Source organism: Rhodococcus sp. IEGM 1409 (assembly GCF_030056735.1).
Lineage (GTDB): Bacteria > Actinomycetota > Actinomycetes > Mycobacteriales > Mycobacteriaceae > Rhodococcus_F.
Genome location: NZ_JASHKN010000001.1, coordinates 441,459 through 461,937 on the forward strand (window position 1 = coordinate 441,459; position 20,479 = coordinate 461,937).

Below are 20,479 nucleotides of genomic sequence, written 5' to 3' on the forward strand. Positions count from 1 at the left end.
CGCCTCTCGCCGAGGAAGTTCGGTCGCTCAGCCCTCGATGTTCTCGGGATTCATCCAGATGATTTCCCAGATGTGGCCGTCGGGATCCTGGAAACTGCGGCTGTACATGAAGCCGTGATCCTGCGTCGCGTTTCCTTCGGAACCGCCGCTCGCGAGCGCCTTGTCGACGAGGGTGTCGACTGCCTCGCGCGTCTCGGCCGAGAGTCCCAGAAGTGCTTCCGTCGACGTCGAGGTGTCGGCGATGCCCTTGGTGGTGAAGGTCTGGAAGAAGGGCTCGGCCAACAGCATCACGACGATGGTGTCACTGATGACCATCGACGACGCGTTCTCGTCGGAGAACTGCGTGTTCTTGGAGTATCCGAGGCCCTCGTAGAAGGTGGTGGCCTTGCCCAGGTCCTTGACGGGCAGGTTGAGGAAGAACATCGGCTGCGGGTTTGTCGCCATGGAAGGCCCTTCCGAGTGCTTGCTGTGCGCCTTTGTTAACCGCCGGCGGTTAATAAAGGCGCACAGTAGACCTAAACTCCACCCATGGATACCTGGGTGTTGCCCGCCATGCTCGGCCTCGGACTCGCCGCAGCGTCCGGAATGCGAACCTTCTTGCCGCTGTTGATGCTGAGCGCTGCGGTGCATTTCGAACTGTTCGGGGTCACCGTCGGCGAGTCGATGCGGTGGATCGGATCCACCGGCGCACTGGTCGCATTGGGAATCGCCGCCGTGGTCGAACTGGGTGCCGACCTCATTCCCTTCGTGGACAACGCTTTGTCGGTGATCGGGAACGTCACCGGACCCATCGCCGGAGTGATCGCAGCCTGGGCGGCTTTCAGCCATCTCGATCCTGCGATAGCCGCGCTCGCGGGCATCATCGTCGGTGCACCGACAGCACTGACGTTCAGCGCCGCCCAGACCGGTACTCGCGCTGTCAGTACGGCCACTACCGGTGGGCTGGCAAATCCCGTCGTTTCCGTCATCGAGGATGTACTGACTTTCTTCACCTCGTTGATCGCGATGATCTTGCCGTTCCTGATCATTCCGCTGCTCGCCGCACTCTTGTGGTTCAGTTGGCGTGGCTGGCGCCGTGTACGGAGTCTGCGCACCGCCTGAACGTACGGACCTGGTAGACAAGTCGTCATGTCCGACACCGAGATCTCGTTCCAATCCGGCGACGTCACCCTGTACGGGAGTCTTCGCCTGGCCGCCTCACCCGACGCCCCTGCCCCCGCCGCGCTGATTCTGGCCGGCAGCGGCCCCACCGACCGCAACGGCGACAGCGCACTCCTCGAAGGTGATATCGGAACCCTCCGCTTCGTCGCGGATCTCCTTGAGAATCAGGGCATTTCAAGTCTGCGTTACGACAAGCTCGGCAGCGGCGAAACCGCACTCGGCGACTACGATATCGAAGACATCGCCGATCTCGGCTTCAACACATTTGTCGACGCCGCCTCCGACGGACTGGACTACCTCGCCGAGCAACCCGGTGTTGATCCCGAGCGCTTGTTCGTGGTCGGACACAGCGACGGCGCCGTCGTCGCACTGGCTCTCGCCACTGCGAACGAGGGCACAAGAGTCAGCGCCCTCGCGCTGCTCGAGCCACTGAGCGTCAGGCTTCTCGATCTACTCACGACGCAGATTCACCGCCAGCTCGAAACCGTCGTCAGCGCCGGCCAGTTGCCGGTCGAACTGGCTGACGAACTGCGCGTCGCGCTCGCCGACGCCGTCGAGTCCCTGCGATCCGAGGGCACAGTTCCGGATGATCTGCCCGAGCCACTGCAGAATGCGGGACTCGTGCACGCCAACGCCAAGGCACTCGCCGAGGAAGACGCATTGGACCCGGTTGCACTCGTGGCGGCGCTGCCGGCGGGCATGCCCGTTCTCACCAGCTGCTCGGACAAGGACATCCAAGTCATTCCCGCCGATGTCGCGGCACTCGACTCCGCGCTCTCGCATACCGCGCTGACTTCCGTGCGGATGCGCAACGCCAACTTCGTACTCAAGGACATCGGCGACGAACAGTCGACCGGAGCCGACTACGTCGCGCCGCTCCCGTACTCGGCAGAGTTCTCGGAGCCCTTCACAGCATGGGTCCGATCGTTTTCCTGATCACGTACAGACCGAACGTCCTTTTCTCGAGGTAGAAAGTTCCCTCCGCGAAGCATCACGGAGGGACTTCTGCTTTCTACGCCTGACCTGCAACGCAGGCTCTTTCCATCCCACGAATCCGGGGACAGAAGTCACGCGGAGTTTACGTTCGTGGCGCTTTTTATTGGTGCGAACCCTCGATCCGTGCTGTACGGTCATCCATTAACCAGCAACGCCACACAGAAAGGAACGGACATCATGTCGCTACACCCGAACGTCGTATCCGTACTTTCGTGGCGCAGCTGCACCGCAGGCAAGCACATTTTTTCGGCCGCAATGTCGGCCAAGCACATGGGCAACAAGCGCGGTGTACCCCGAGAATGATCCCCAGTTTCACCGGATTCGTTCTCGGGCACCCAGGGCAAACGCCTCGGGTGCCTTTTCTTTTACCTTTCACACGCAGGAGCACCACATGAAACTTCGAGTCAACCAACTGTCCATCGCGCCGCCGTATGTCGATCTGCCCGGTGACCTCACCGGATACGCCGTCACCCTGGATCTTTCGCACTCCGATGCTGCCCACGAAGCCACCCTCGGCGCACTGATCAGCGAGATCCGCAGTCGCGGAGCCTCACGCGTCGTCATCACCGGCTCACCACGCGAACTCCAGGGCACCCACAGCAGCGCTGCCTGAAGCAGAACGGGCCCCGACAACCTTACGAAGAGGAAGTCGAGGCCCGCTACCGAAGCAGGAATCAGTGCGCGAAGTGGCGCGCACCGGTCAGATAGAGAGTGACGCCGGCTTCCTTGGCCGCAGCAATCACTTCGTTGTCGCGAACCGAACCACCCGGCTGCACAACAGCCTTGACGCCGGCGTTGAGCAGTACCTGCAAACCGTCGGGGAACGGGAAGAACGCGTCCGAGGCCGCAACCGAACCTACGACGCGGTCACCGGCTCGCTGGACCGCAAGATGCGCTGCATCGACGCGGTTGACCTGGCCCATGCCGACACCGACAGAGGCGCCGCCGGAGGCCAGCAGGATCGCGTTGGACTTCACCGAACGGCTGGCGCGCCAAGCAAATTCGAGGTCTGCGAGAGTCTCGGCATCGGCAGCCTCACCGTTGGCGAGAGTCCAGTTGGCCGGGTTGTCCCCGTCAGCGTCCAGGACGTCGCGCTGCTGGAGCAAAGTGCCGCCGGAGATCGGACGAAGTTCGATTCCGGTAGCGGTCGGAGCGGCAGCCTTCAGAACACGAATGTTCTTCTTACGCTGCAGAACCTCGACAGCTCCGTCTTCGTACGAGGGTGCGATGACAACCTCGGTGAAGATATCGGCGATCTGCTCTGCCAGTTCGACACTGACCTCACGGTTGGCTGCGATCACACCACCGAAAGCACTGACCGGATCGCACGCATGCGCCTTGCGGTGAGCGTCGGCGATGTCGGTGCCGATGGCGATGCCACACGGGTTGGCGTGCTTGATGATTGCCACTGCCGGATCAGTGAAGTCGTACGCTGCGCGCCACGCGGCGTCGGAGTCCGTGTAGTTGTTGTACGACATCTCCTTGCCGTGCAACTGCTCTGCCTGAGCCAAACCTGCAGGCGCTGCGGGGTTTTCGTACAACGCAGCGTCCTGGTGCGGGTTCTCGCCGTAGCGCAGGACAGCGCTGCGGTTCCACGTGGCACCGACCCAGGCCGGGAACAGCGAACCGTCTTCGTCGGCGGCAATCGTGCTCGTCATCCAGCTTGCAACAGCGACGTCGTACGACGCAGTGTGCTGGAACGCCTGCGCCGCAAGCACAGTGCGCTCACGCAAGGTAAATCCGCCACCGGCGACGGCAGTCAGAACATCGGCGTAACGAGCCGGATCGACCACGACGGCAACCGACGGATGGTTCTTGGCTGCAGCGCGCACCATCGACGGGCCACCGATGTCGATCTGCTCGACGCACTCGTCCGGGCTCGCGCCCGAGGCAACCGTCTCCGTGAAGGGGTACAGGTTCACAACGACCAATTCGAAAGTCGCGATACCGAGTTCCTCGAGCTGAGCGAGGTGATCCGGCTTGCGGGTATCGGCGAGAACACCGGCGTGGACGCGCGGATGCAGCGTCTTCACACGGCCTTCGAGGCATTCCGGGAATCCGGTCAGAGCCTCGACCGGGGTCACAGGGATTCCGGCGTCGGCGATCTTCGACGCGGTCGAACCGGTCGAGACCAACTCGACACCGGCCTCGTGCAGGCCGGTGGCCAGCTCGATCAGACCACTCTTGTCGTAGACGCTGACAAGTGCACGGCGCACAGCCTTGCGTTCACTCACTGGGGATCACGGCCTTTCGTCCATCGGAAACCACTCCGCGCGTAGCAACAGCGGCGATGACGTCCGCCAACAACCGTCGCTCCACAATTTTGATGCGTTCATGCAACGACGACTCGGTGTCGTCGTCATGCACCGGCACAGCTTCCTGCGCCAAGATCGGCCCGGTATCAACTCCGCCGTCGACGAGATGCACCGTGGAACCGGTGACCTTCACGCCGTACGCCAGAGCGTCGGGAACCGCGTGCGCGCCGGGGAAGGCAGGCAGCAACGCGGGATGAGTGTTGATGATTCGGCCGCCGAAACGCGCGAGAAAGGTGGGGCCGAGGATCTTCATGAAACCGGCACTGACCACCAGGTCGGGTTCGTGCTCGGCTACCGCTGCCGTCAGCGCGTCGTCCCAAGTGGCGCGATCTTCGTAGGCCTTGATCGACACCTTGAAGGACGGAATCTTCGAATCCGCGGCGTGCTCGGCAGCGAGGCAGTCACGATCTACACCGACGGCAACGATCTCGGCCGGGTATCCGTTGGCATGCGAAGCGTCGATCAGCGAAGTCAACAGGGTTCCCACGCCGGAAGCGAGTACGACTACCCGCGCGATCGAGTCGCGAAATTGGACCCTGTCGGGCATTGTCGGCTGCGGATTGTCGGCCGAGGCAGTCAGCGCACTACTCCTGAGAACTGGAAGATGATGCGGCCGGAGTATCGGCCGCATGACAGCCTAGTCGCTGGACTCCTGCGGCTTCGAGGGCAGGTCGGTCTCCGGCTCGGACTCTGTCTCGGGTCCGGCTGCGGGGTCGGTCTCGGGTGCTGCGACAACCTCGGCGTCGACTACTTCGATTTCGACGATTTCCTCTGTCACGACCGGCACAGGCTCGCCTGATTCCTCGACGATTTCGGCTTCGACGACCTTGGTGACAACTACCGCAGATTCCTGGGCAAGCACTTCGCCGATGTTCTCGTCTGCCTCTTCCGGAGTGGCCGCGGCCGTGATTTCGAGTTCGGGCTCGGATGCTCGAGCCGGTTCAGACGCCGGCGGCGCAACTTCGTCCCTCATGTGTCCGCGATGTGAGAACCACATCGCGATCAGCGCCGAGACGGTTCCGAACAATCCCAGCCACGCAAAAGTCAGAAGACCGAAGCCCCACCACAGGACCTCGACGGTGCCGAACTGCCCGAGGTCTCCCCCGGCAGCAAGGGCAAGTAGCGCCATGACGACGCCGGCACCGGCAGCTGCCGTCAGCACCGCGAGGACACTGTCCTGCCCGGGGATGCGTCGAGCGCAATCGCGGCCGAGCATCACCCCCACCGCCGCCGGAACGATCAACAACACCGGCCAGATTCCGCCGGCGACGCCTTCCGGAATCGCACCGAGAAGGGGCAGCGGTGGCAGGTCTCCGCCGATGTTGCCGAACACACTGATGGAGACGTTGCCGAAATCGGCCGTCGATCCCGTCATCACCGCGGCAGCACCGACAACCAGGTTCGGTAGATAGAGGAGCGACAACACTGTCAATCCCAGAACGCCGACAAACCCGTTGCCGCGCGCGAGTAGGTCACCGACCGTCGACCACGACACGAGCAGTGACACCACAACGGCCACGGCGCCCGCAGCCAACAGCGCTGCCGACGCAGCCGTTGCCGGTCGAACAGCGGCAGATGCCCACGGCGGAATCTCGGCGACGACGCGATCCCAGTGCGCCGCAGCAACACCGACGGACGCGGCGATCAGATGAATCCCGGCGACCCAGCCGAAAGCGGCCAACGTGTTGGGGCTCGACAGCGGAATCGCCGCGGAAGCGTCGGCGACCACAGCGAGCGCGATCGCCGTGATCGTCAACGGTCCGGCGATCGCTGCCCCCACCAGGCGGAGGGTGTCGTCACGGGAGTCGGTGTGCACCGCAGTCGACGCGCATCGGCGTGCGACCACCCACATCATGACGGCCGTCGGAAGCAATGGCAGTACACCGAGCTGGACGCCGCTGACAGTCGCCGGCACTTGGTGGATGACCAACCATGTGGTGGCAATGGCGCCGAAGGTTCCGGTCAAGTCGCTGCTCGCCGATACCAAGGTGACCACAACGACGGCCGCGATCAGCAGCATCGTCAGGCCCGACGGTCGGAACGCGACAGTCAGCAGCTTGCGTGCCAGGTCCGGGTTGGGTGCCGGGCGACCGCCGCCAGCGCGGCCGCCGCCGGTACGACCACGTCCGGGTCGTGCGGACGCGGGACGGGACCGGGTGCCATCAATCAAAGAACTCATCCCCTCGAGGGTTTCACTCGATAGTGCGCCGCGCACTCAGGCGCGCCGTCGGGCTCACGGAATGTGGCCTCCACCCGCAGCGGGTCGGAGGCCACATTCATGCTCGTGAAACGAAGAAGTACTACTGCTGACGCTCTTCAGGATTCTGGGAACCGAAGACCTTGGTCTCGGCCGCGGAATCGCTGCTTCCCTGGTCAGGTTCCACGGGCGGCGTCGGCGATTCGAAAGTCGGGGGCTCGAAAGTCGGGGGCTCGAAGCCCGTCGGCTGCTCCGTCGAGCCGGTCTGCTGCTGGTTGTACGGCTGGCCGTAACCACGCGGAGCCGTGAACTGGTCCGACGAGTAGCTCGGGTTCGGCTGGCCACCGGGCTGCGAGGTCAGCGGATAGTAAGACGACGTCGTTGCGGACGACGAGTCGGTCGGGGTCTGCGTGGGATTCTGCACCGGGTTCTGGCCGTAGGGAGATGCGCTCTGTCCATAAGGCTGCTGCGAAGCAGTCGGGTCGGCGGGGGCGGCGTGCGCTCCCCCGTATCCCTGCTGCTGCGCCTGCCCGTACTGAGGATTCTGCTGGTACTGACCCTGCTGAGGCTGCTGCTGAGCCTGCTGGGGCTGACCGTACTGGCCCTGTCCATAGCCCTGGGGCTGACCCTGCTGCTGCCCCTGGGGCTGACCATAGCCCTGCGGCTGACCGTACTGCTGGGCTACCGGACGCGGCGCGGGAGCCTTCAGGATTCCGATCTCGAACAGCAACGCGGCAACTGCGACGACGGTCTGCACGAACGAGAGAATCAGCACGATGATCAGGCCCCAACCGAGCCCGATCTCGATGTAGTCGCTGGTACCGACCGAGAACGCTGCGAACACCAAAGAGAAGAAACCCGTGAGTGAGAGCGCTGCGGCAATGCCTGCATACGACTGCTTCGGGAGCAGCGTGATCCCGGCGACAACACCGCCGGCGAAGATGAATCCGAGGCCGTAGATGCTCGATTCGAAGAAGCTCGAACTGGTGTCCAGATCGCTGCCGATTCCGCTGCTGCTTCCACTGATCGTGGTGAAGGGCGCAAAACCGAGTAGGAAGTTGATCAGGCCGAGCGCCGCGACGGCGATGAGCAGGATGAATCCGAGATTCTTGGTTCCACCGCCCGCTGCCGGCTGATTCGGTGGCCCGAAGTTGGGCCCTTGCGGCGTGAACGTCATGACTTCTCCTCGTAGACGGTCTTCGATGGTTACCAGCGTATGTGTCTCGACTTCGCACGCTAACACCGACGGGAGACAATGGGCAGATGCCCTTCACCCTCAAGCCCGGCGCCGACCATGTCGTCGAAACCGAGGTGAAGCACTCACGATTCATCGCCGCGCTTCGCCGGATCGACGACACCGAAGCCGCCATGGAGTTCGTCGCGGAGCAGAAGTCGCTGTATCCCGATGCGCGCCACCATTGTTCGGCTTTCGTGATCGGACACGACGCGAACTCGCGCGTCGAGCGTGCACACGACGACGGCGAACCGGGCGGCACTGCGGGGGTGCCGATGCTTCAGGTTCTCAAGTCTCGAGATCTGGTCGATGTGATTGTGGTCGTCACGCGCTATTTCGGCGGAATCAAGCTCGGCGCCGGCGGGTTAGTTCGCGCGTATTCGGGAGCAGTCTCGGTTGCTCTCGATTCGGCCGAACTGGTGGCCAGGGAGCGGAAGATCCTGCGCACTTTGGCGATCCGACACTCAGAGGCCGGTCGGGTGGAAGCGGAACTGAGAGCGCGGGGCGTCTCGGTGCTCGGAACTACGTATGGATCAAAGGCGGTCATGACTCTCGCCGCCGGTGATGCCGACGATCTCGAATCGGTCGTCGCATCCATCACATCCGGTGCCGGGCAGTTGGAACCTGCCGGGTCGATGTGGGTCGATACCACTGTGCGTGGTTAAGGAGTCCGGAGACTCCCTAACCACGCACGGGGGCGAAGCCCCTTACAGGCTCTGAAGAATCTCGCGGGCGAGAGCAGCAGTGGCGGACGGCGTCTTGCCGACCTTCACGCCTGCAGCTTCGAGAGCTTCCTGCTTGGCCTGAGCCGTTCCCGAGGAACCGGAGACGATGGCGCCTGCGTGGCCCATGGTCTTGCCTTCGGGAGCGGTGAAGCCTGCCACGTAGCCGACGACCGGCTTGGTGACGTTGGCCTTGATGTAATCGGCTGCACGCTCTTCAGCGTCGCCACCGATTTCACCGATCATCACGATGACCTTGGTCTCGGGATCGTTCTCGAACGCCTCGATGGCGTCGATGTGGGTGGTTCCGATGACCGGGTCGCCGCCGATGCCGATGGCGGTGGAGAAGCCGAAGTCACGGAGTTCGTACATCATCTGGTAAGTCAGGGTGCCCGACTTGGAGACCAGGCCGATGGGGCCCGTGCCTGCAATGTTGGCGGGCGTGATGCCGACGAGGGCCTCACCCGGGGTGATGATGCCGGGGCAGTTCGGTCCGATGATGCGCGTCTTCTTGCCCTTGGACTCGTTGTACGCCCAAGCGTAAGCGGAGTCCTGAACCGGGATGCCCTCGGTGATGACCACGAGGAGCGGGATCTCCGCGTCGATGGCCTCGACGATGGCGTCCTTCGAGAAGGCCGGGGGAACGAATGCGATGGAGACGTCTGCGCCGGTCTCCTTGATTGCCTCTTCGACCGTCGCGAAGACGGGGAGTTCGACAGGGGAACCGTCAGCAGCAACGTGCGAGACCGTGGTGCCGGCCTTGCGTGCGTTGACGCCGCCGACGACCTGGGTGCCGGCCTTGAGCATGAGGGCGGTGTGCTTGGTGCCCTCGCCGCCGGTGATGCCCTGGACGATGACCTTTGAATCCTTGGTGAGGAAGATTGCCATTGTTCTGTGAGTCCCTTACTTCGCTGCGTGAGCGAGTTCGGCGGCCTTGTCGGCGGCCTCGTCCATGGTTGCGACGACCGTGACCAGCGGGTGGTTGGCCTCGGCGAGGATGCGGCGACCCTCTTCGACGTTGTTTCCGTCCAGGCGCACGACGAGCGGCTTGTTGGCCTCGTCGCCCAGGGTCTTCAGTGCGCCGACGATGCCGTTGGCAACTGCGTCACATGCGGTGATTCCGCCGAAGACGTTGACGAACACGCTCTTGACCTGCGCGTCGTTCAGGATGACATCGAGGCCGGCAGCCATGACGGCAGCCGAAGCTCCGCCGCCGATGTCGAGGAAGTTGGCGGGCTTGACGCCACCGTGGTTCTCGCCGGCGTATGCGACGACATCCAGGGTGGACATGACCAGGCCTGCGCCGTTGCCGATGATTCCGACCTCACCGTCGAGCTTGACGTAGTTGAGGTCGTTTTCCTTGGCCTTGAGCTCGAGGGGATCGGTAGCGTCGCGATCCTCGAATGCCTCGTGGCCGGGCTGACGGAAGGCTGCGTTCTCGTCCAGGGTGACCTTGCCGTCGAGGGCGAGGATCTGATCGTCAGGCGTGCGAACGAGGGGGTTGACCTCGACGAGGAGTGCGTCTTCGCCAATGAAGACCTCCCACAGCTTCTGGATCGTCACGGCCGCTGCGTCGAGCACCTCTGCGGGCAGCTTTCCTGCCTCGGCGATGCTGCGCGCGAACGCGAGGTCGACGCCCTTGACTGCGTCGACGGGGATCTTGGCGAGAGCGTCGGGGTTCTCCTCGGCGGTGACCTCGATCTCGACGCCACCCTCTACCGAGCACATGGCCAGGTAGGTGCGGTTGGTGCGGTCGAGCAGGAAGGAGATGTAGTACTCCTCGGCAATGTCACTTGCCTCTGCGACCAGCAGCTTCTTGACGACATGGCCCTTGATGTCCAGGCCCAGGATTGCCTCGGCGTTTGCCACTGCGGCATCCACGTCGGGCGAGTACTTGACGCCACCGGCCTTGCCGCGGCCGCCTACCTTGACCTGTGCCTTCACCATCACGGGCTTACCGATTTCTTCGGCAATCTCGCGTGCGCCGGCGACTGTGTCTGTAACACGTCCAGCCGAAGTCGGCACTCCGTGCTTGGCGAAGAGTTCCTTCGCCTGGTATTCGAAGAGATCCATCTGCTCACCGTCTCGTCTGCGTTGTCACCCGCTCGAGGGGTAGGAGCGGGTCTGTTCTGGACTTTAGCCAGTTGCCGCGTTCGGTTTGCGCCCGCATTGATGCTATGTGGCCCAAGTCACGCGCAAATGTCCACTGAGGCACACCTCACCGATTAAGCAAGGTGACCACACCGAATTTGTCAAGCATCAGTCTCACTGACTCTTGCGCTCGAGAACGCTGCAACGAGAAGCAACACTATGCCCGTGGCTGCTGTGATCGCACCCACCCCCACGGTTGCGTCCGATATGCGCGATGACGTGAGCGGCCACTCACTGACGTACACCAGCGCTGCCACGGCAGATCCGATCAGCAGTACTGCACCCTGTGTCGGCCTCGCAGACGCGGAGATCACCGCGGCGATCACGACGGCGACGCCGACGAGCAGTTGACCCCAGACGTCAATTCCCCACGGCCACTCCAGAACTGACGCCGCGGTGTACGTGTCGCCTTGATAAAGCGGAAGCGCGGTTCCGATCAGGACCGCGATGCCGCCGATCCCACCGACGATCAGTACCAGCCCTCTCGAACCGCCGTCTGCCGACGTGTCGACGTCCTCACGTTCGGCGCTACCCGCCAACCAGACGAGCAGTCCCGTGGCCGCAGCGAGGAGAGCCGCCCCGCAGAGGACGAAGGCGCCGGACCCCAACCCGACGCCCGGTACGTCCGTCGCGATGATCGCCGACTGCATGACCGCGGCGACTCCCATCACGACCGTGGTCCACAACACTCCGACGGCCGGACGCACCACGGCGGCGCGACTCGGAACAAAGAGACCCAGCGCGGCGACCAGCAGGACGGCAGCGGCGAGCAGGACAAGTCGAGACGAAAGCATGGACGGTTCCGGGATGCCCTCGGGCAACGACAGGACCGGAAGGGCCGCGCCCAAGGCTGCCACTGCTGCCGTGACAACTGCGCCGGTTCCGGCAACGCTGTGAAGTCTGTTCACCCGTGCCTGCGCTGCCCGGGACTGAGCCGCCATGGCTGCTTTGAGGGCCCCCTTCGTCGTCTTCGCAGGAGCGCGGACCGCGCTGGCGGCGGGAATCGCGTCAGCTTCGCGTCTGGCCGCCAGATAGTGCGCCGAAACTCCGATGACGACAATGAGCACTGCTGCCAGCGCCCCGACCACGGAACCCGAGCCGACCCCGATCCGATCACCTGCCGCGAACCCCGCCACCACCCGGGTGCCGCTGACTGCCAGTGCGCCGAGACCGACACCGATCAGCGCGCCGCAGCCAACCGGCAGCGAGATGGACGTCAATGCCGCCGCGACCGCCACGAGTACCGCGACGCCAACCAAACCCATACCGACAGCGGTGGCCGCCGCCGAGTCGACGAGTGGTTTCACCAGGAAGATCGGATCCTGCGAGCTGAAGGAAGGACCGAACAGGGAGAGCACGAACACCACTGCGGCCAGAATCAGTAGCGCTGTCGGCCACCCACCGATCCGCCCGCCAACCGATCGCCCGTCGAATTCTGCGGCGCGAGCACTGCCGTATCCGTCTCGTTCCGATTCCCGATGGACGACCATGAGCCCGAGGACACCGGACACGACAAGAAGTCCGTGGCCCGCGAGCGCGAGGTAGGCACCCGGACCCGCATCGATCGAACCCGCAGAAACCGGACGGAAAAGGTCCAAGCGGTTTGCATCGATTGCGTCGACGAACAACTGGACGTCCAGAATTGCCGCCCCGAGCGACACCGCGCCGATACCTGCCAGGAGTCCACCGGCAAAAGCGGGCCTGCGACCCGAAGCAAGTACTGCCACCAGCGGCACGATGATCGTGCAGACAGCGGCGAAGAGAGCTGCAGAAGCAAGAGCCCCCGTCGTGTCGATCCCACGGCCACTCCCGACTCCGACGACGGGAGTGGCCGCCACTGCGACAGCTCCGAGCAGTCCGGTTGCCGCCGCGAGGGGCGCCCCGGACTTCACTCGGGGGTCGTCGAAACGCGCCTGCGACGTAGTTCCAGGTGTTGTGGACACTCGATCGACGGTAGTGCCTGTGTGGACCGGTGATCCGGTTGTGACACGCTTGATCACGAAACGAGATGATTCGTCCGTTTTGCCCGTATCGACATATTCCCAGGTCAAGCTGTGAGGCACGTCACATAATCGGACAGGTTTCCGCTACGGCTTGCGCCCATCGCAATCATTTCGTTACCGTCAGTCAGTCTAAGTCACGGGCTGATCACGAACTCGAGGAGAGAACCGGCATATGCATCACCGCAGCCAGTTCACCGCTAGTAGGTTCTCGAACCCAGCCCGAGACGAGGTCACGACCACTTATCCAACGCACTCGGCCAGGCGTTACACCGAGACTAAAAGTTCTGAGATCTCTACCGATATGTTCATTCGAAATTCATCCTCCACGTCGTCAGAATCCGACTCTCACGAGTTCGTCGAGTCCGACGTGATCAGCGCTCCCACTTTCTCTTCCGCACCGACAGTCGATGTCGAATCTCCGGTTCGCCGCAGCGGTGCCCACCGACTCCCCACTCCTCCCTCTGCTCTCAAGGGCCGCGCCGCCGTTCTGGCCGTTGCAGCCGGCGCAGTTGTCGCTGCGGGCCAGGCAGTCATCAACGACGGTTCCTCGTCCGCCGCCGACCACTCGGAAGTTGCACTCGCCAACGAGTCCTCCGCGATCGGCACCACCGCAGAACCGCAGGCCGCTCAATTCGCTCCGGCCACCTCCACGGCAGCCACCACCGAGGCCGACGCTCCCCAGGTCCTCAACGTCGCAGCGCCGACCGATCTTTCCCAGTTCAGCAATCTGCTTGCCAAGGGCCAGCGTTTCAGTGACGAGCGCGCTGCACGCGAAGCCGCTGCCCGTCGCCCGCTGTTCGTCCTGCCCGCAGTCGGAACCTTCACATCCAACTTCGGTACCCGCTGGGGCACCCTGCACGCGGGCGTCGACATCGCTGCCCCGATCGGGACGCCCATCGTCGCAGTCGCCGACGGCAAGGTCATCGATTCGGGCCCGGCTTCCGGATTCGGCATGTGGGTCCGCCTGCAGCACGCGGACGGAACGATCACCGTCTACGGCCACATCGACACGTCGACCGTCACCGTGGGTCAGCAGGTCATGGCCGGCGACCAGATCGCCACTGTCGGCAACCGCGGCTTCTCCACCGGCCCGCACCTTCACTTCGAGGTTCACCTCGCCGGCGAGAACAAGATCGATCCTCTCCCCTGGCTCGCCTCGCGCGGCATCAGCCTCGGTATCGAGCAGGACTGATCGCAAGCCCAACACTTCTGAAAAACTTCCGGCCCGCACCTTTTCAGGTGCGGGCCGGAAGTTTTTGTCTGCCTTTTACAGCTTGACCATCGGCACACCGCCGATGAGCATCAACCGCACCTTGCCCGCGCTACCGAAGTCGATGGTGACTGTCGCAGTGGGTCCGGTGCCCTTGGTTTCGAGAACGGTACCCAGACCGTACTTGTCGTGACTGACGCGGTCACCCGTGGTGAGGACCAGAACGTTGTTGCGGCCGCGCGCGGCTCCGAAACTGGGAGTCGACGCAGCCTTGCCTGACCCACCCCCGTAGTTCTGTCCGCCGCCATAGCCTTGTCCGCCGCCATAGCCCTGGCCGCCCTGGCTGCCGTAGCGGCTTCCGCTGCCGTAACCCGGCCTGCCACTTCCGAATCCACCACCGGTGCCCGGATCTTCGCGGCGCCAGTTGATCAGGTCCTCCGGGATCTCCTGGATGAACCGTGACGCCGGGTTCTGGATCGGTTGCCCCCATGCCGAACGCATGATCGCGCGCGTCAGGTACAGGCGCTGCCTGGCTCGGGTGATGCCGACGTAGGCAAGTCGACGCTCTTCGGACAGCTCTGCAGGATCGCCGAGGGCGCGCATGTGCGGGAACTGCCCGTCCTCCCAGCCGGTGACGAATACGACCGGGAACTCGAGGCCCTTGGCAGTGTGAAGCGTCATCATGGTCACGACGCCGTCGTCGGAGTCCGGCAGTTGATCGGCGTCGGCGACAAGCGATACGCGTTCGAGGAACGCGGCGAGCGACCCCGGATCGGGTTCACCTTCACGCATGGCTGCGGTTTCCTCGTCGTCTGGATCTATCAGCCCCGCCGCGTTTCGTGCGTCGGAACTGAATTCTCTTGCCACGCTGACGAGTTCGTTCAAGTTGTCGAGCCGAGCGCCGTCCTGCGGATCGCTGCTCGCCGCGAGTTCGGCTCGATAGCCGGTTCGCTCGAGCACCGCCTCGGCGACCTCACCGACGTCACCGAGCTCGAAGGGTTCGTCCTCGTCGGCAGCCGCTGTCGGCAGCAGGGCCCGCAGTCCGTCCATCATCTCGAGGAACGACGCGATGGCCTTCTGTGAACGCGTATTGAGCAGCGCCACTTTGCCTTCCGCGCCGTCGCGCAGTGCGGCGGCGAAGCTGATGTTGCGGTGCTCGGAGTGCACGGCGACGCAGGCTTCGGCTCGATCACCGATACCGCGTCGTGGTGTGTTGAGAATGCGTCGCAGGCTCACGGTGTCGTCTTCGTTGGCGAGGACGCGCAGGTACGCGACGACGTCACGAACTTCCTTGCGCTCGTAGAAGCGAACGCCGCCGACCACCTTGTACGGCACACCGAGTCGGATGAAGATTTCCTCGAGCGCGCGCGAGGAGTTGTTGGTTCGGTAGAAGACCGCGATGTCGGCGAACTTGGTCTCGCCCTGGTCCACCAGGCGATCGATTTCCGAGGCGACAAAGGACGCTTCGTCGTGTTCGTTGTCCGCAACGTAGCCGACGATCAGTTCGCCCTCACCGGAATCGGTCCACAGTCGCTTTTCTCGTCGTCCGGTGTTCTTGGAGATCACGGAGTTTGCGGCCGAGAGGATGTTCTGGGTCGAACGGTAGTTCTGTTCGAGCAGGATGGTTCGGGCGTCCGGGTAGTCGCGTTCGAACTCTTCGATGTTGCGGATGGTGGCTCCGCGGAATGCGTAGATCGACTGATCGGCGTCACCGACGACACACAGCTCGGCCGGGGCAACCGCGTGGTCGGACTCTCCGGCTCCACCGACCAGTTCACGCACCAGCATGTACTGCGCGTGGTTGGTGTCCTGGTACTCGTCGACGAGCACGTGACGGAAGCGGCGGCGGTAGTACTCGGCGATCTGCGGAAACGCCTGCAAAAGCGCAACGGTCTCACCGATGAGGTCGTCGAAGTCGAGTGCGTTCGCAGCACGCAGTCGCTGTTGGTAGTGGCCGTAGACCTTGGCGATCAGTCGCGGCAGTTCCGCCGGATCCTGATCGGCCGCGACAACCGCTTCTTCCGGTCCGACAAGTTCGTTCTTGAGGTTGGAGATGTGCGTGGCGAGAAGCCGCGCGGAGAATCGTTTGGTGTCGAGCTCGAGGTCCTTCGAGATCATCGTCAGCAGTCGACGCGAGTCGTCGGAATCGTAGATCGAGAAGTTCGAGTTGAGACCGGGCAGGAGCGCCGCCTGTGCCCGCAGGATGCGAACACAACTCGAGTGGAACGTCGATACCCACATGGCGTTTGCGCGCGGTCCGACAAGCGCGGCCACACGCTCACGCATCTCGGCTGCAGCCTTGTTGGTGAAGGTGATGGCCAAGATCTGACCAGGAGTGACGCCCCGTTCGGCCAACAGATAGGCGATGCGACGCGTCAGCACTGCCGTCTTGCCCGAGCCGGCACCCGCAACGATCAGCAACGGCGAACCGGTATGGACCACGGCCTCGCGTTGCTGCGGGTTGAGCCCCTCGAGGAGGGCGTCCGAACCCGCGTCGTGTCCCCGCGCGCCGCCCCCGTCGTGATGGGAATGTCCGTCGTGCTCACCGAGTGCTGGGTACGTGTTCATCGCCTGTCCACGCTACCGGCGTCCACCGACACGGTCGTCAGTGCGTCCACCTGCTGGTAGAGGCACTTGGATTCCTCGTGTCGAACATGGCAAACTGGACGCTATGTTCAGCATTTCCGTTCGCGACAACACGGCCGACCACGTCGGTCCGCTGTGGCGTTACTTTACGTGCCCCGGACCTCGGTGCACGTGATCTGAACAGCTCACCCGCCCCTGGTCCGAATCGGATCCGGGGCATTTTCGTCAGTGTGCCTGGATCGGTAACGACCCGAGCCGAGACCACGATCCACGCAGTAGGAAGAGGAGACGAATAGCAATGAGCACCCAGGCCGCAGCACCCAATGGAAATACTGTAAATACTGTAAATACTGCTCCGACAGACGTCGAGATCCCTCAGAGTGAGGCGGAGATCGACGAACTCCGGAAAGAAATCGACCGTCTCGACGCCGAGATCCTCGCGGCCATCAAACGCCGCTCCGAGGTTTCCCAGATCATCGGCCGCACCCGGATGGCATCGGGTGGTCCGCGTCTGGTGCACAGCCGGGAGATGAAGGTCCTCGAACGGTTCAACGAGCTCGGCCAAGAAGGCCATACTCTCGCGATGCTGCTCCTGCGCCTGGGCCGCGGACGCCTGGGCCACTAGCGCACACGTCGATCATTCACGAACGGCCACATCGGACGCCTCTGGTAGTCCCGATGTGGCCGTTCGCGTGTGTATCAGCTCTCGAGCGCGATGTATTTCGTGTTCAGGTATTCCTCGATCCCCTCGGTCCCGCCCTCGCGGCCGAATCCGGATTCCTTCACACCACCGAAGGGCGCTGCCGCGTCCGAGATCACTCCGCGGTTGACGCCGATCATTCCTGATTCCAGAGCGTCGGAAACGCGAAGTGCACGGTCGAGATCCTTCGTGAAGATGTACGCGGCCAATCCGAATTCGGTGTCGTTGGCGGCCGCGATTCCCTCGGCCTCGGTGTCGAAGCCGGTGATTGCGGCGACAGGTCCGAACACTTCTTCCTTCAGAATCCGTGCGCTCGCCGGAACGTCGGCCAGGACCGTGGCGGGATAGAAGTACCCTTCACCACCTGGTACTTCGCCGCCCAGTCGCACCTTCGCCCCGGCGTCCACCGCATCTGCGACCAGTTCCGCGACGGTGTCGAGCTGATTCTGGTTGATCAACGGCCCGAGCTTGGTCTCCGGGTCGGTCCCCGGTCCCATCGTGAAAGTCGCCATCTTCTCGGTCAGTTTGGTGGTGAACTCTTCACGCACCGCGTTGGCGACGTGGAACCGGTTGGCGGCGGTGCATGCTTCGCCGCCATTGCGGAGTTTCGCCAGGACCGCGCCCTCGACGGCCTTGTCGACATCGGCGTCGTCGAACACCACGAAGGGGGCGTTGCCGCCCAGTTCCATCGACGTACGGAGCAACCGCTTCGCGGACTTCTCCACGAGCATCTTGCCGACGCCGGTGGACCCGGTGAAGGTGAGCTTGCGCAGCCGAGGGTCGTCGATGAGCGGGCCGGTCACTTCACCGGATTTCGACGTCGGCAACACCGAGAGGACACCGTCGGGCAGCCCTGCCTCGGCCATGAGCTGGGCGAGCAGCAGCATCGTCAACGGGGTCTCCGAGGCGGGCTTGACGATGATCGTGCATCCGGCAGCCAAGGCCGGTCCGATCTTCCTGGTGCCCATCGCCAACGGGAAGTTCCACGGTGTGATGGCCAGACAAGGTCCCACCGGCGCCTTGGTGACGAGGATCCGGCCATTGCCCGCCGGCGCCGGCGTGTAGCGCCCGCCGATGCGAACTGCCTCCTCGCTGAACCACCGGAAGAACTCCGCCCCGTACTTCACCTCGGCGCGACTTTCGGCGAGTGCCTTGCCCATCTCGAGGGTCATCAGCAGCGCCACGTCCTCGGCGCGCTCGGTGATCTTCTCGTAGACGGCGCGCAAGATCTCCCCGCGCTCGCGGGCAGGAGTGCTCGCCCACTTCGACGAGACCGCAACGGCTTCGTCCAGCGCGCGCAGCGCATCCGCCGGGCTCGCATCGGCGACGTCGGTCAACGATTTCCCGGTCGCCGGATCGGATACCGGAAAGGTCGCGTTGTTCTCCGCGGGGACGAACCGGCCGCCGAGGAACAACTGGGTGGGAACTGATCGAATGAATTCGAATGTGTCCATGGCTTCCATGATGCTCGTTGGAGCCGCGTACGTCTGCGGGCGAGTAAGACTCGCGAGGAAGTTTCCAGCCGGTGCCACTAAAGTCGATGATCGTGAGCACTGATATCACCGGAACCTCAGCCTGGCAGAAACTGCGCGCTCATTACGCCGACATCGAAGGCGTTCACCTGCGAGAACTCTTCCAGGACGATCCAGCCCGAGGGCGAGAGCTGACGATCGACGCCGGTGATCTTCACATCGACTACAGCAAGCATCGTGTCAGCCGCGAGACTCTCGCGCTGCTCGTCGACCTTGCCCGCGAGGCCGGCGTCGAGGCACGACGCGACGCGATGTTCGCGGGCGATCACATCAACACTTCGGAAGACCGCGCCGTGCTGCACACAGCGCTGCGTCTGCCGAAGGATTCTGCTCTGACTGTCGACGGTCAGGACGTCGTCGCGGACGTTCACGAGGTTCTGGACGCGATGGGAGCTTTCGCGGATCGCGTGCGCAGTGGCGAGTGGACCGGCGCCACCGGCAAGCGCATCCGCACCATCGTCAACATCGGCATCGGTGGTTCCGACCTCGGGCCCGTGATGGTCTATCGCGCGCTACGGCATTACGCCGACGCCGGAATCAGCGTCCGGTTCGTCTCCAACATCGACCCTGCCGATCTGGTCGGGCAACTCGACGACCTCGATCCGGAGACGACGCTCTTCATCGTCGCGTCCAAGACCTTCTCCACCCTCGAGACACTCACCAACGCGACCGCGGCAAAGCGTTGGCTGTTCGCCGGTCTGGGCAGCGAAGACGTCTCTGCCGTAGCCAAGCATTTCGTCGCCGTCTCCACCCATGGCGATCGCGTGGCGGAGTTCGGCATCGATACCGCGAACATGTTCGGATTCTGGGATTGGGTCGGCGGGCGCTACTCGGTCGACTCGGCGATCGGCTTGTCGGTCATGTGCGCCGTCGGACCCGTTCGTTTTGCGGAGTTCCTCGACGGTTTCCACCAGATGGACACGCATTTCCGAAACCAACCCCTCAAGCAGAACGCGCCGGTCCTCCTCGGCCTCATCGGGCTCTGGTACTCCAACTTCTTCGGCGCTCAATCCCGCGCAGTTCTGCCGTACTCCAACGACTTGTTGCGCTTTCCCGCGTACCTGCAGCAGCTGACCATGGAATCCAACGGCAAGTCGGTGCGCGCCGACGGCTCACCGGTAACCACGTCCACCGGTGAGATCTTCTGGGGCGAGCCTGGAACCAACGGGCAGCACGCGTTCTATCAGCTCCTGCATCAAGGCACCTGGCTCGTGCCTGCCGATTTCATCGGGTTCGCGGAATCCACCGACGATCTGCCGACGGCGGACGGCACGGGATCCATGCACGATCTGCTCATGAGTAACTTCTTCGCTCAGACCAAGGTTCTCGCGTTCGGCAAGACGGCCGAAGAGATCGCGTCAGAGGGCACGGCACCGGAGTTGGTGCCGCACAAGGTGATGCCGGGCAACCGGCCCTCGAGCACCATCTTGGCGAAGGAATTGACACCCTCGGTCGTCGGTCAGTTGATCGCACTCTACGAGCATCAGGTATTTGTCGAAGGTGCTGTGTGGGGTGTCAATCCGTTCGATCAGTGGGGCGTCGAACTCGGCAAGACACAGGCACTGGAACTGGGGCCTGCGCTCTCTTCCGAAGCAGCACCCAGCGACCTCGGCGACACATCTACAGATGCTCTGGTGCAGTGGTACCGCAGGGAGCGCGGAAGGGCCTGACT

Annotated in this window: 17 protein-coding genes; 7 read left to right on the forward strand and 10 right to left on the reverse strand. The window is 63.6% G+C overall.

Annotated features, from left to right (window positions below):
- Positions 1 to 27 precede the first annotated feature (27 nt).
- Complete coding sequence (locus tag QM716_RS02200; RefSeq protein WP_283302091.1) at positions 28 to 444, reverse strand: VOC family protein; 417 nt, start codon at positions 442 to 444, stop codon at positions 28 to 30.
- A gap of 84 nt (positions 445 to 528) precedes the next feature.
- Here QM716_RS02200 and QM716_RS02205 point away from each other — a divergent pair, with 84 nt between their 5' ends.
- The 3 genes from QM716_RS02205 to QM716_RS02215 all read left to right on the forward strand — a co-directional run bounded on the left by QM716_RS02205 (position 529) and on the right by QM716_RS02215 (position 2,770).
- Positions 529 to 1,101, forward strand: coding sequence for a DUF4126 domain-containing protein (locus tag QM716_RS02205; RefSeq protein ID WP_283302094.1), 573 nt, complete (start codon positions 529 to 531; stop codon positions 1,099 to 1,101).
- Between the two features lie 27 nt (positions 1,102 to 1,128).
- Positions 1,129 to 2,097, forward strand: coding sequence for an alpha/beta hydrolase family protein (locus QM716_RS02210; RefSeq protein ID WP_283302096.1), 969 nt, complete (start codon positions 1,129 to 1,131; stop codon positions 2,095 to 2,097).
- A gap of 451 nt (positions 2,098 to 2,548) precedes the next feature.
- On the forward strand, positions 2,549 to 2,770 hold the full coding sequence (locus QM716_RS02215; protein WP_003946391.1) for a hypothetical protein: 222 nt from the start codon (positions 2,549 to 2,551) through the stop codon (positions 2,768 to 2,770).
- Positions 2,771 to 2,831: 61 nt separating this feature from the next.
- On the opposite strand, the gene purH is transcribed toward QM716_RS02215, so the two are convergent.
- From purH to QM716_RS02235, 4 genes are all read right to left on the reverse strand, one after another.
- A complete protein-coding gene (purH, locus tag QM716_RS02220; protein WP_283302098.1) occupies positions 2,832 to 4,391 on the reverse strand; it encodes a bifunctional phosphoribosylaminoimidazolecarboxamide formyltransferase/IMP cyclohydrolase in 1,560 nt (519 codons plus the stop codon).
- Positions 4,384 to 5,103 (reverse strand): phosphoribosylglycinamide formyltransferase, encoded by a 720-nt coding sequence (gene purN, locus QM716_RS02225; RefSeq protein WP_502941933.1) that lies wholly within the window; start codon positions 5,101 to 5,103, stop codon positions 4,384 to 4,386. Before purN ends, purH begins: the two co-directional genes overlap by 8 nt.
- A gap of 6 nt (positions 5,104 to 5,109) precedes the next feature.
- Positions 5,110 to 6,651: a cell division protein PerM gene (locus QM716_RS02230; protein ID WP_283302102.1), complete on the reverse strand. Its 1,542-nt coding sequence runs from the start codon at positions 6,649 to 6,651 to the stop codon at positions 5,110 to 5,112.
- A 121-nt stretch (positions 6,652 to 6,772) separates the two neighbouring features.
- Entirely contained in the window at positions 6,773 to 7,846 is a 1,074-nt protein-coding gene (locus tag QM716_RS02235) for a DUF5336 domain-containing protein (RefSeq protein WP_283302104.1), read from the reverse strand.
- An 86-nt stretch (positions 7,847 to 7,932) separates the two neighbouring features.
- Between QM716_RS02235 and QM716_RS02240 the strand changes: the two genes are divergently transcribed.
- Entirely contained in the window at positions 7,933 to 8,568 is a 636-nt protein-coding gene (locus QM716_RS02240) for an IMPACT family protein (protein WP_283302106.1), read from the forward strand.
- A 42-nt stretch (positions 8,569 to 8,610) separates the two neighbouring features.
- On the opposite strand, the gene sucD is transcribed toward QM716_RS02240, so the two are convergent.
- The 3 genes from sucD to QM716_RS02255 all read right to left on the reverse strand — a co-directional run bounded on the left by sucD (position 8,611) and on the right by QM716_RS02255 (position 12,719).
- Positions 8,611 to 9,513: a succinate--CoA ligase subunit alpha gene (gene sucD, locus QM716_RS02245; RefSeq protein WP_283302108.1), complete on the reverse strand. Its 903-nt coding sequence runs from the start codon at positions 9,511 to 9,513 to the stop codon at positions 8,611 to 8,613.
- Between the two features lie 15 nt (positions 9,514 to 9,528).
- Positions 9,529 to 10,698: an ADP-forming succinate--CoA ligase subunit beta gene (sucC, locus tag QM716_RS02250; protein ID WP_003946426.1), complete on the reverse strand. Its 1,170-nt coding sequence runs from the start codon at positions 10,696 to 10,698 to the stop codon at positions 9,529 to 9,531.
- Between the two features lie 179 nt (positions 10,699 to 10,877).
- On the reverse strand, positions 10,878 to 12,719 hold the full coding sequence (locus tag QM716_RS02255; RefSeq protein ID WP_283302109.1) for a hypothetical protein: 1,842 nt from the start codon (positions 12,717 to 12,719) through the stop codon (positions 10,878 to 10,880).
- Between the two features lie 361 nt (positions 12,720 to 13,080).
- On the opposite strand from QM716_RS02255, the gene QM716_RS02260 reads away from it, so the two are divergent.
- Entirely contained in the window at positions 13,081 to 13,971 is an 891-nt protein-coding gene (locus QM716_RS02260) for a M23 family metallopeptidase (RefSeq protein ID WP_502941934.1), read from the forward strand.
- A 75-nt stretch (positions 13,972 to 14,046) separates the two neighbouring features.
- Here QM716_RS02260 and pcrA read toward each other — a convergent pair whose 3' ends face one another.
- Positions 14,047 to 16,557 (reverse strand): DNA helicase PcrA, encoded by a 2,511-nt coding sequence (gene pcrA, locus QM716_RS02265; RefSeq protein ID WP_283302113.1) that lies wholly within the window; start codon positions 16,555 to 16,557, stop codon positions 14,047 to 14,049.
- 316 nt (positions 16,558 to 16,873) lie between these two features.
- Here pcrA and QM716_RS02270 point away from each other — a divergent pair, with 316 nt between their 5' ends.
- On the forward strand, positions 16,874 to 17,200 hold the full coding sequence (locus tag QM716_RS02270; protein ID WP_019744757.1) for a chorismate mutase: 327 nt from the start codon (positions 16,874 to 16,876) through the stop codon (positions 17,198 to 17,200).
- Between the two features lie 74 nt (positions 17,201 to 17,274).
- On the opposite strand, the gene QM716_RS02275 is transcribed toward QM716_RS02270, so the two are convergent.
- Positions 17,275 to 18,729 (reverse strand): NAD-dependent succinate-semialdehyde dehydrogenase, encoded by a 1,455-nt coding sequence (locus QM716_RS02275; protein ID WP_283302116.1) that lies wholly within the window; start codon positions 18,727 to 18,729, stop codon positions 17,275 to 17,277.
- A 92-nt stretch (positions 18,730 to 18,821) separates the two neighbouring features.
- On the opposite strand from QM716_RS02275, the gene pgi reads away from it, so the two are divergent.
- Positions 18,822 to 20,477 carry a glucose-6-phosphate isomerase gene (pgi, locus tag QM716_RS02280; protein ID WP_283302118.1) on the forward strand — a complete coding sequence of 552 codons (1,656 nt, stop codon included), beginning with the start codon at positions 18,822 to 18,824 and terminating at the stop codon, positions 20,475 to 20,477.
- The last annotated feature ends 2 nt before the right edge of the window (positions 20,478 to 20,479 follow it).

Coding starts and splice junctions, on each gene's coding strand:
- QM716_RS02200 (WP_283302091.1), bottom strand. CDS start 444: ATGGCGACAAACCCGCAGCCGATGTTCTTCCTCAACCTGCCCGTCAAG.
- QM716_RS02205 (WP_283302094.1), top strand. CDS start 529: ATGGATACCTGGGTGTTGCCCGCCATGCTCGGCCTCGGACTCGCCGCA.
- QM716_RS02210 (WP_283302096.1), top strand. CDS start 1,129: ATGTCCGACACCGAGATCTCGTTCCAATCCGGCGACGTCACCCTGTAC.
- QM716_RS02215 (WP_003946391.1), top strand. CDS start 2,549: ATGAAACTTCGAGTCAACCAACTGTCCATCGCGCCGCCGTATGTCGAT.
- purN (WP_502941933.1), bottom strand. CDS start 5,103: ATGCGGCCGATACTCCGGCCGCATCATCTTCCAGTTCTCAGGAGTAGT.
- QM716_RS02230 (WP_283302102.1), bottom strand. CDS start 6,651: ATGAGTTCTTTGATTGATGGCACCCGGTCCCGTCCCGCGTCCGCACGA.
- QM716_RS02235 (WP_283302104.1), bottom strand. CDS start 7,846: ATGACGTTCACGCCGCAAGGGCCCAACTTCGGGCCACCGAATCAGCCG.
- QM716_RS02240 (WP_283302106.1), top strand. CDS start 7,933: ATGCCCTTCACCCTCAAGCCCGGCGCCGACCATGTCGTCGAAACCGAG.
- sucD (WP_283302108.1), bottom strand. CDS start 9,513: ATGGCAATCTTCCTCACCAAGGATTCAAAGGTCATCGTCCAGGGCATC.
- sucC (WP_003946426.1), bottom strand. CDS start 10,698: ATGGATCTCTTCGAATACCAGGCGAAGGAACTCTTCGCCAAGCACGGA.
- QM716_RS02260 (WP_502941934.1), top strand. CDS start 13,081: ATGTTCATTCGAAATTCATCCTCCACGTCGTCAGAATCCGACTCTCAC.
- pcrA (WP_283302113.1), bottom strand. CDS start 16,557: ATGAACACGTACCCAGCACTCGGTGAGCACGACGGACATTCCCATCAC.
- QM716_RS02270 (WP_019744757.1), top strand. CDS start 16,874: ATGAGCACCCAGGCCGCAGCACCCAATGGAAATACTGTAAATACTGTA.
- QM716_RS02275 (WP_283302116.1), bottom strand. CDS start 18,729: ATGGACACATTCGAATTCATTCGATCAGTTCCCACCCAGTTGTTCCTC.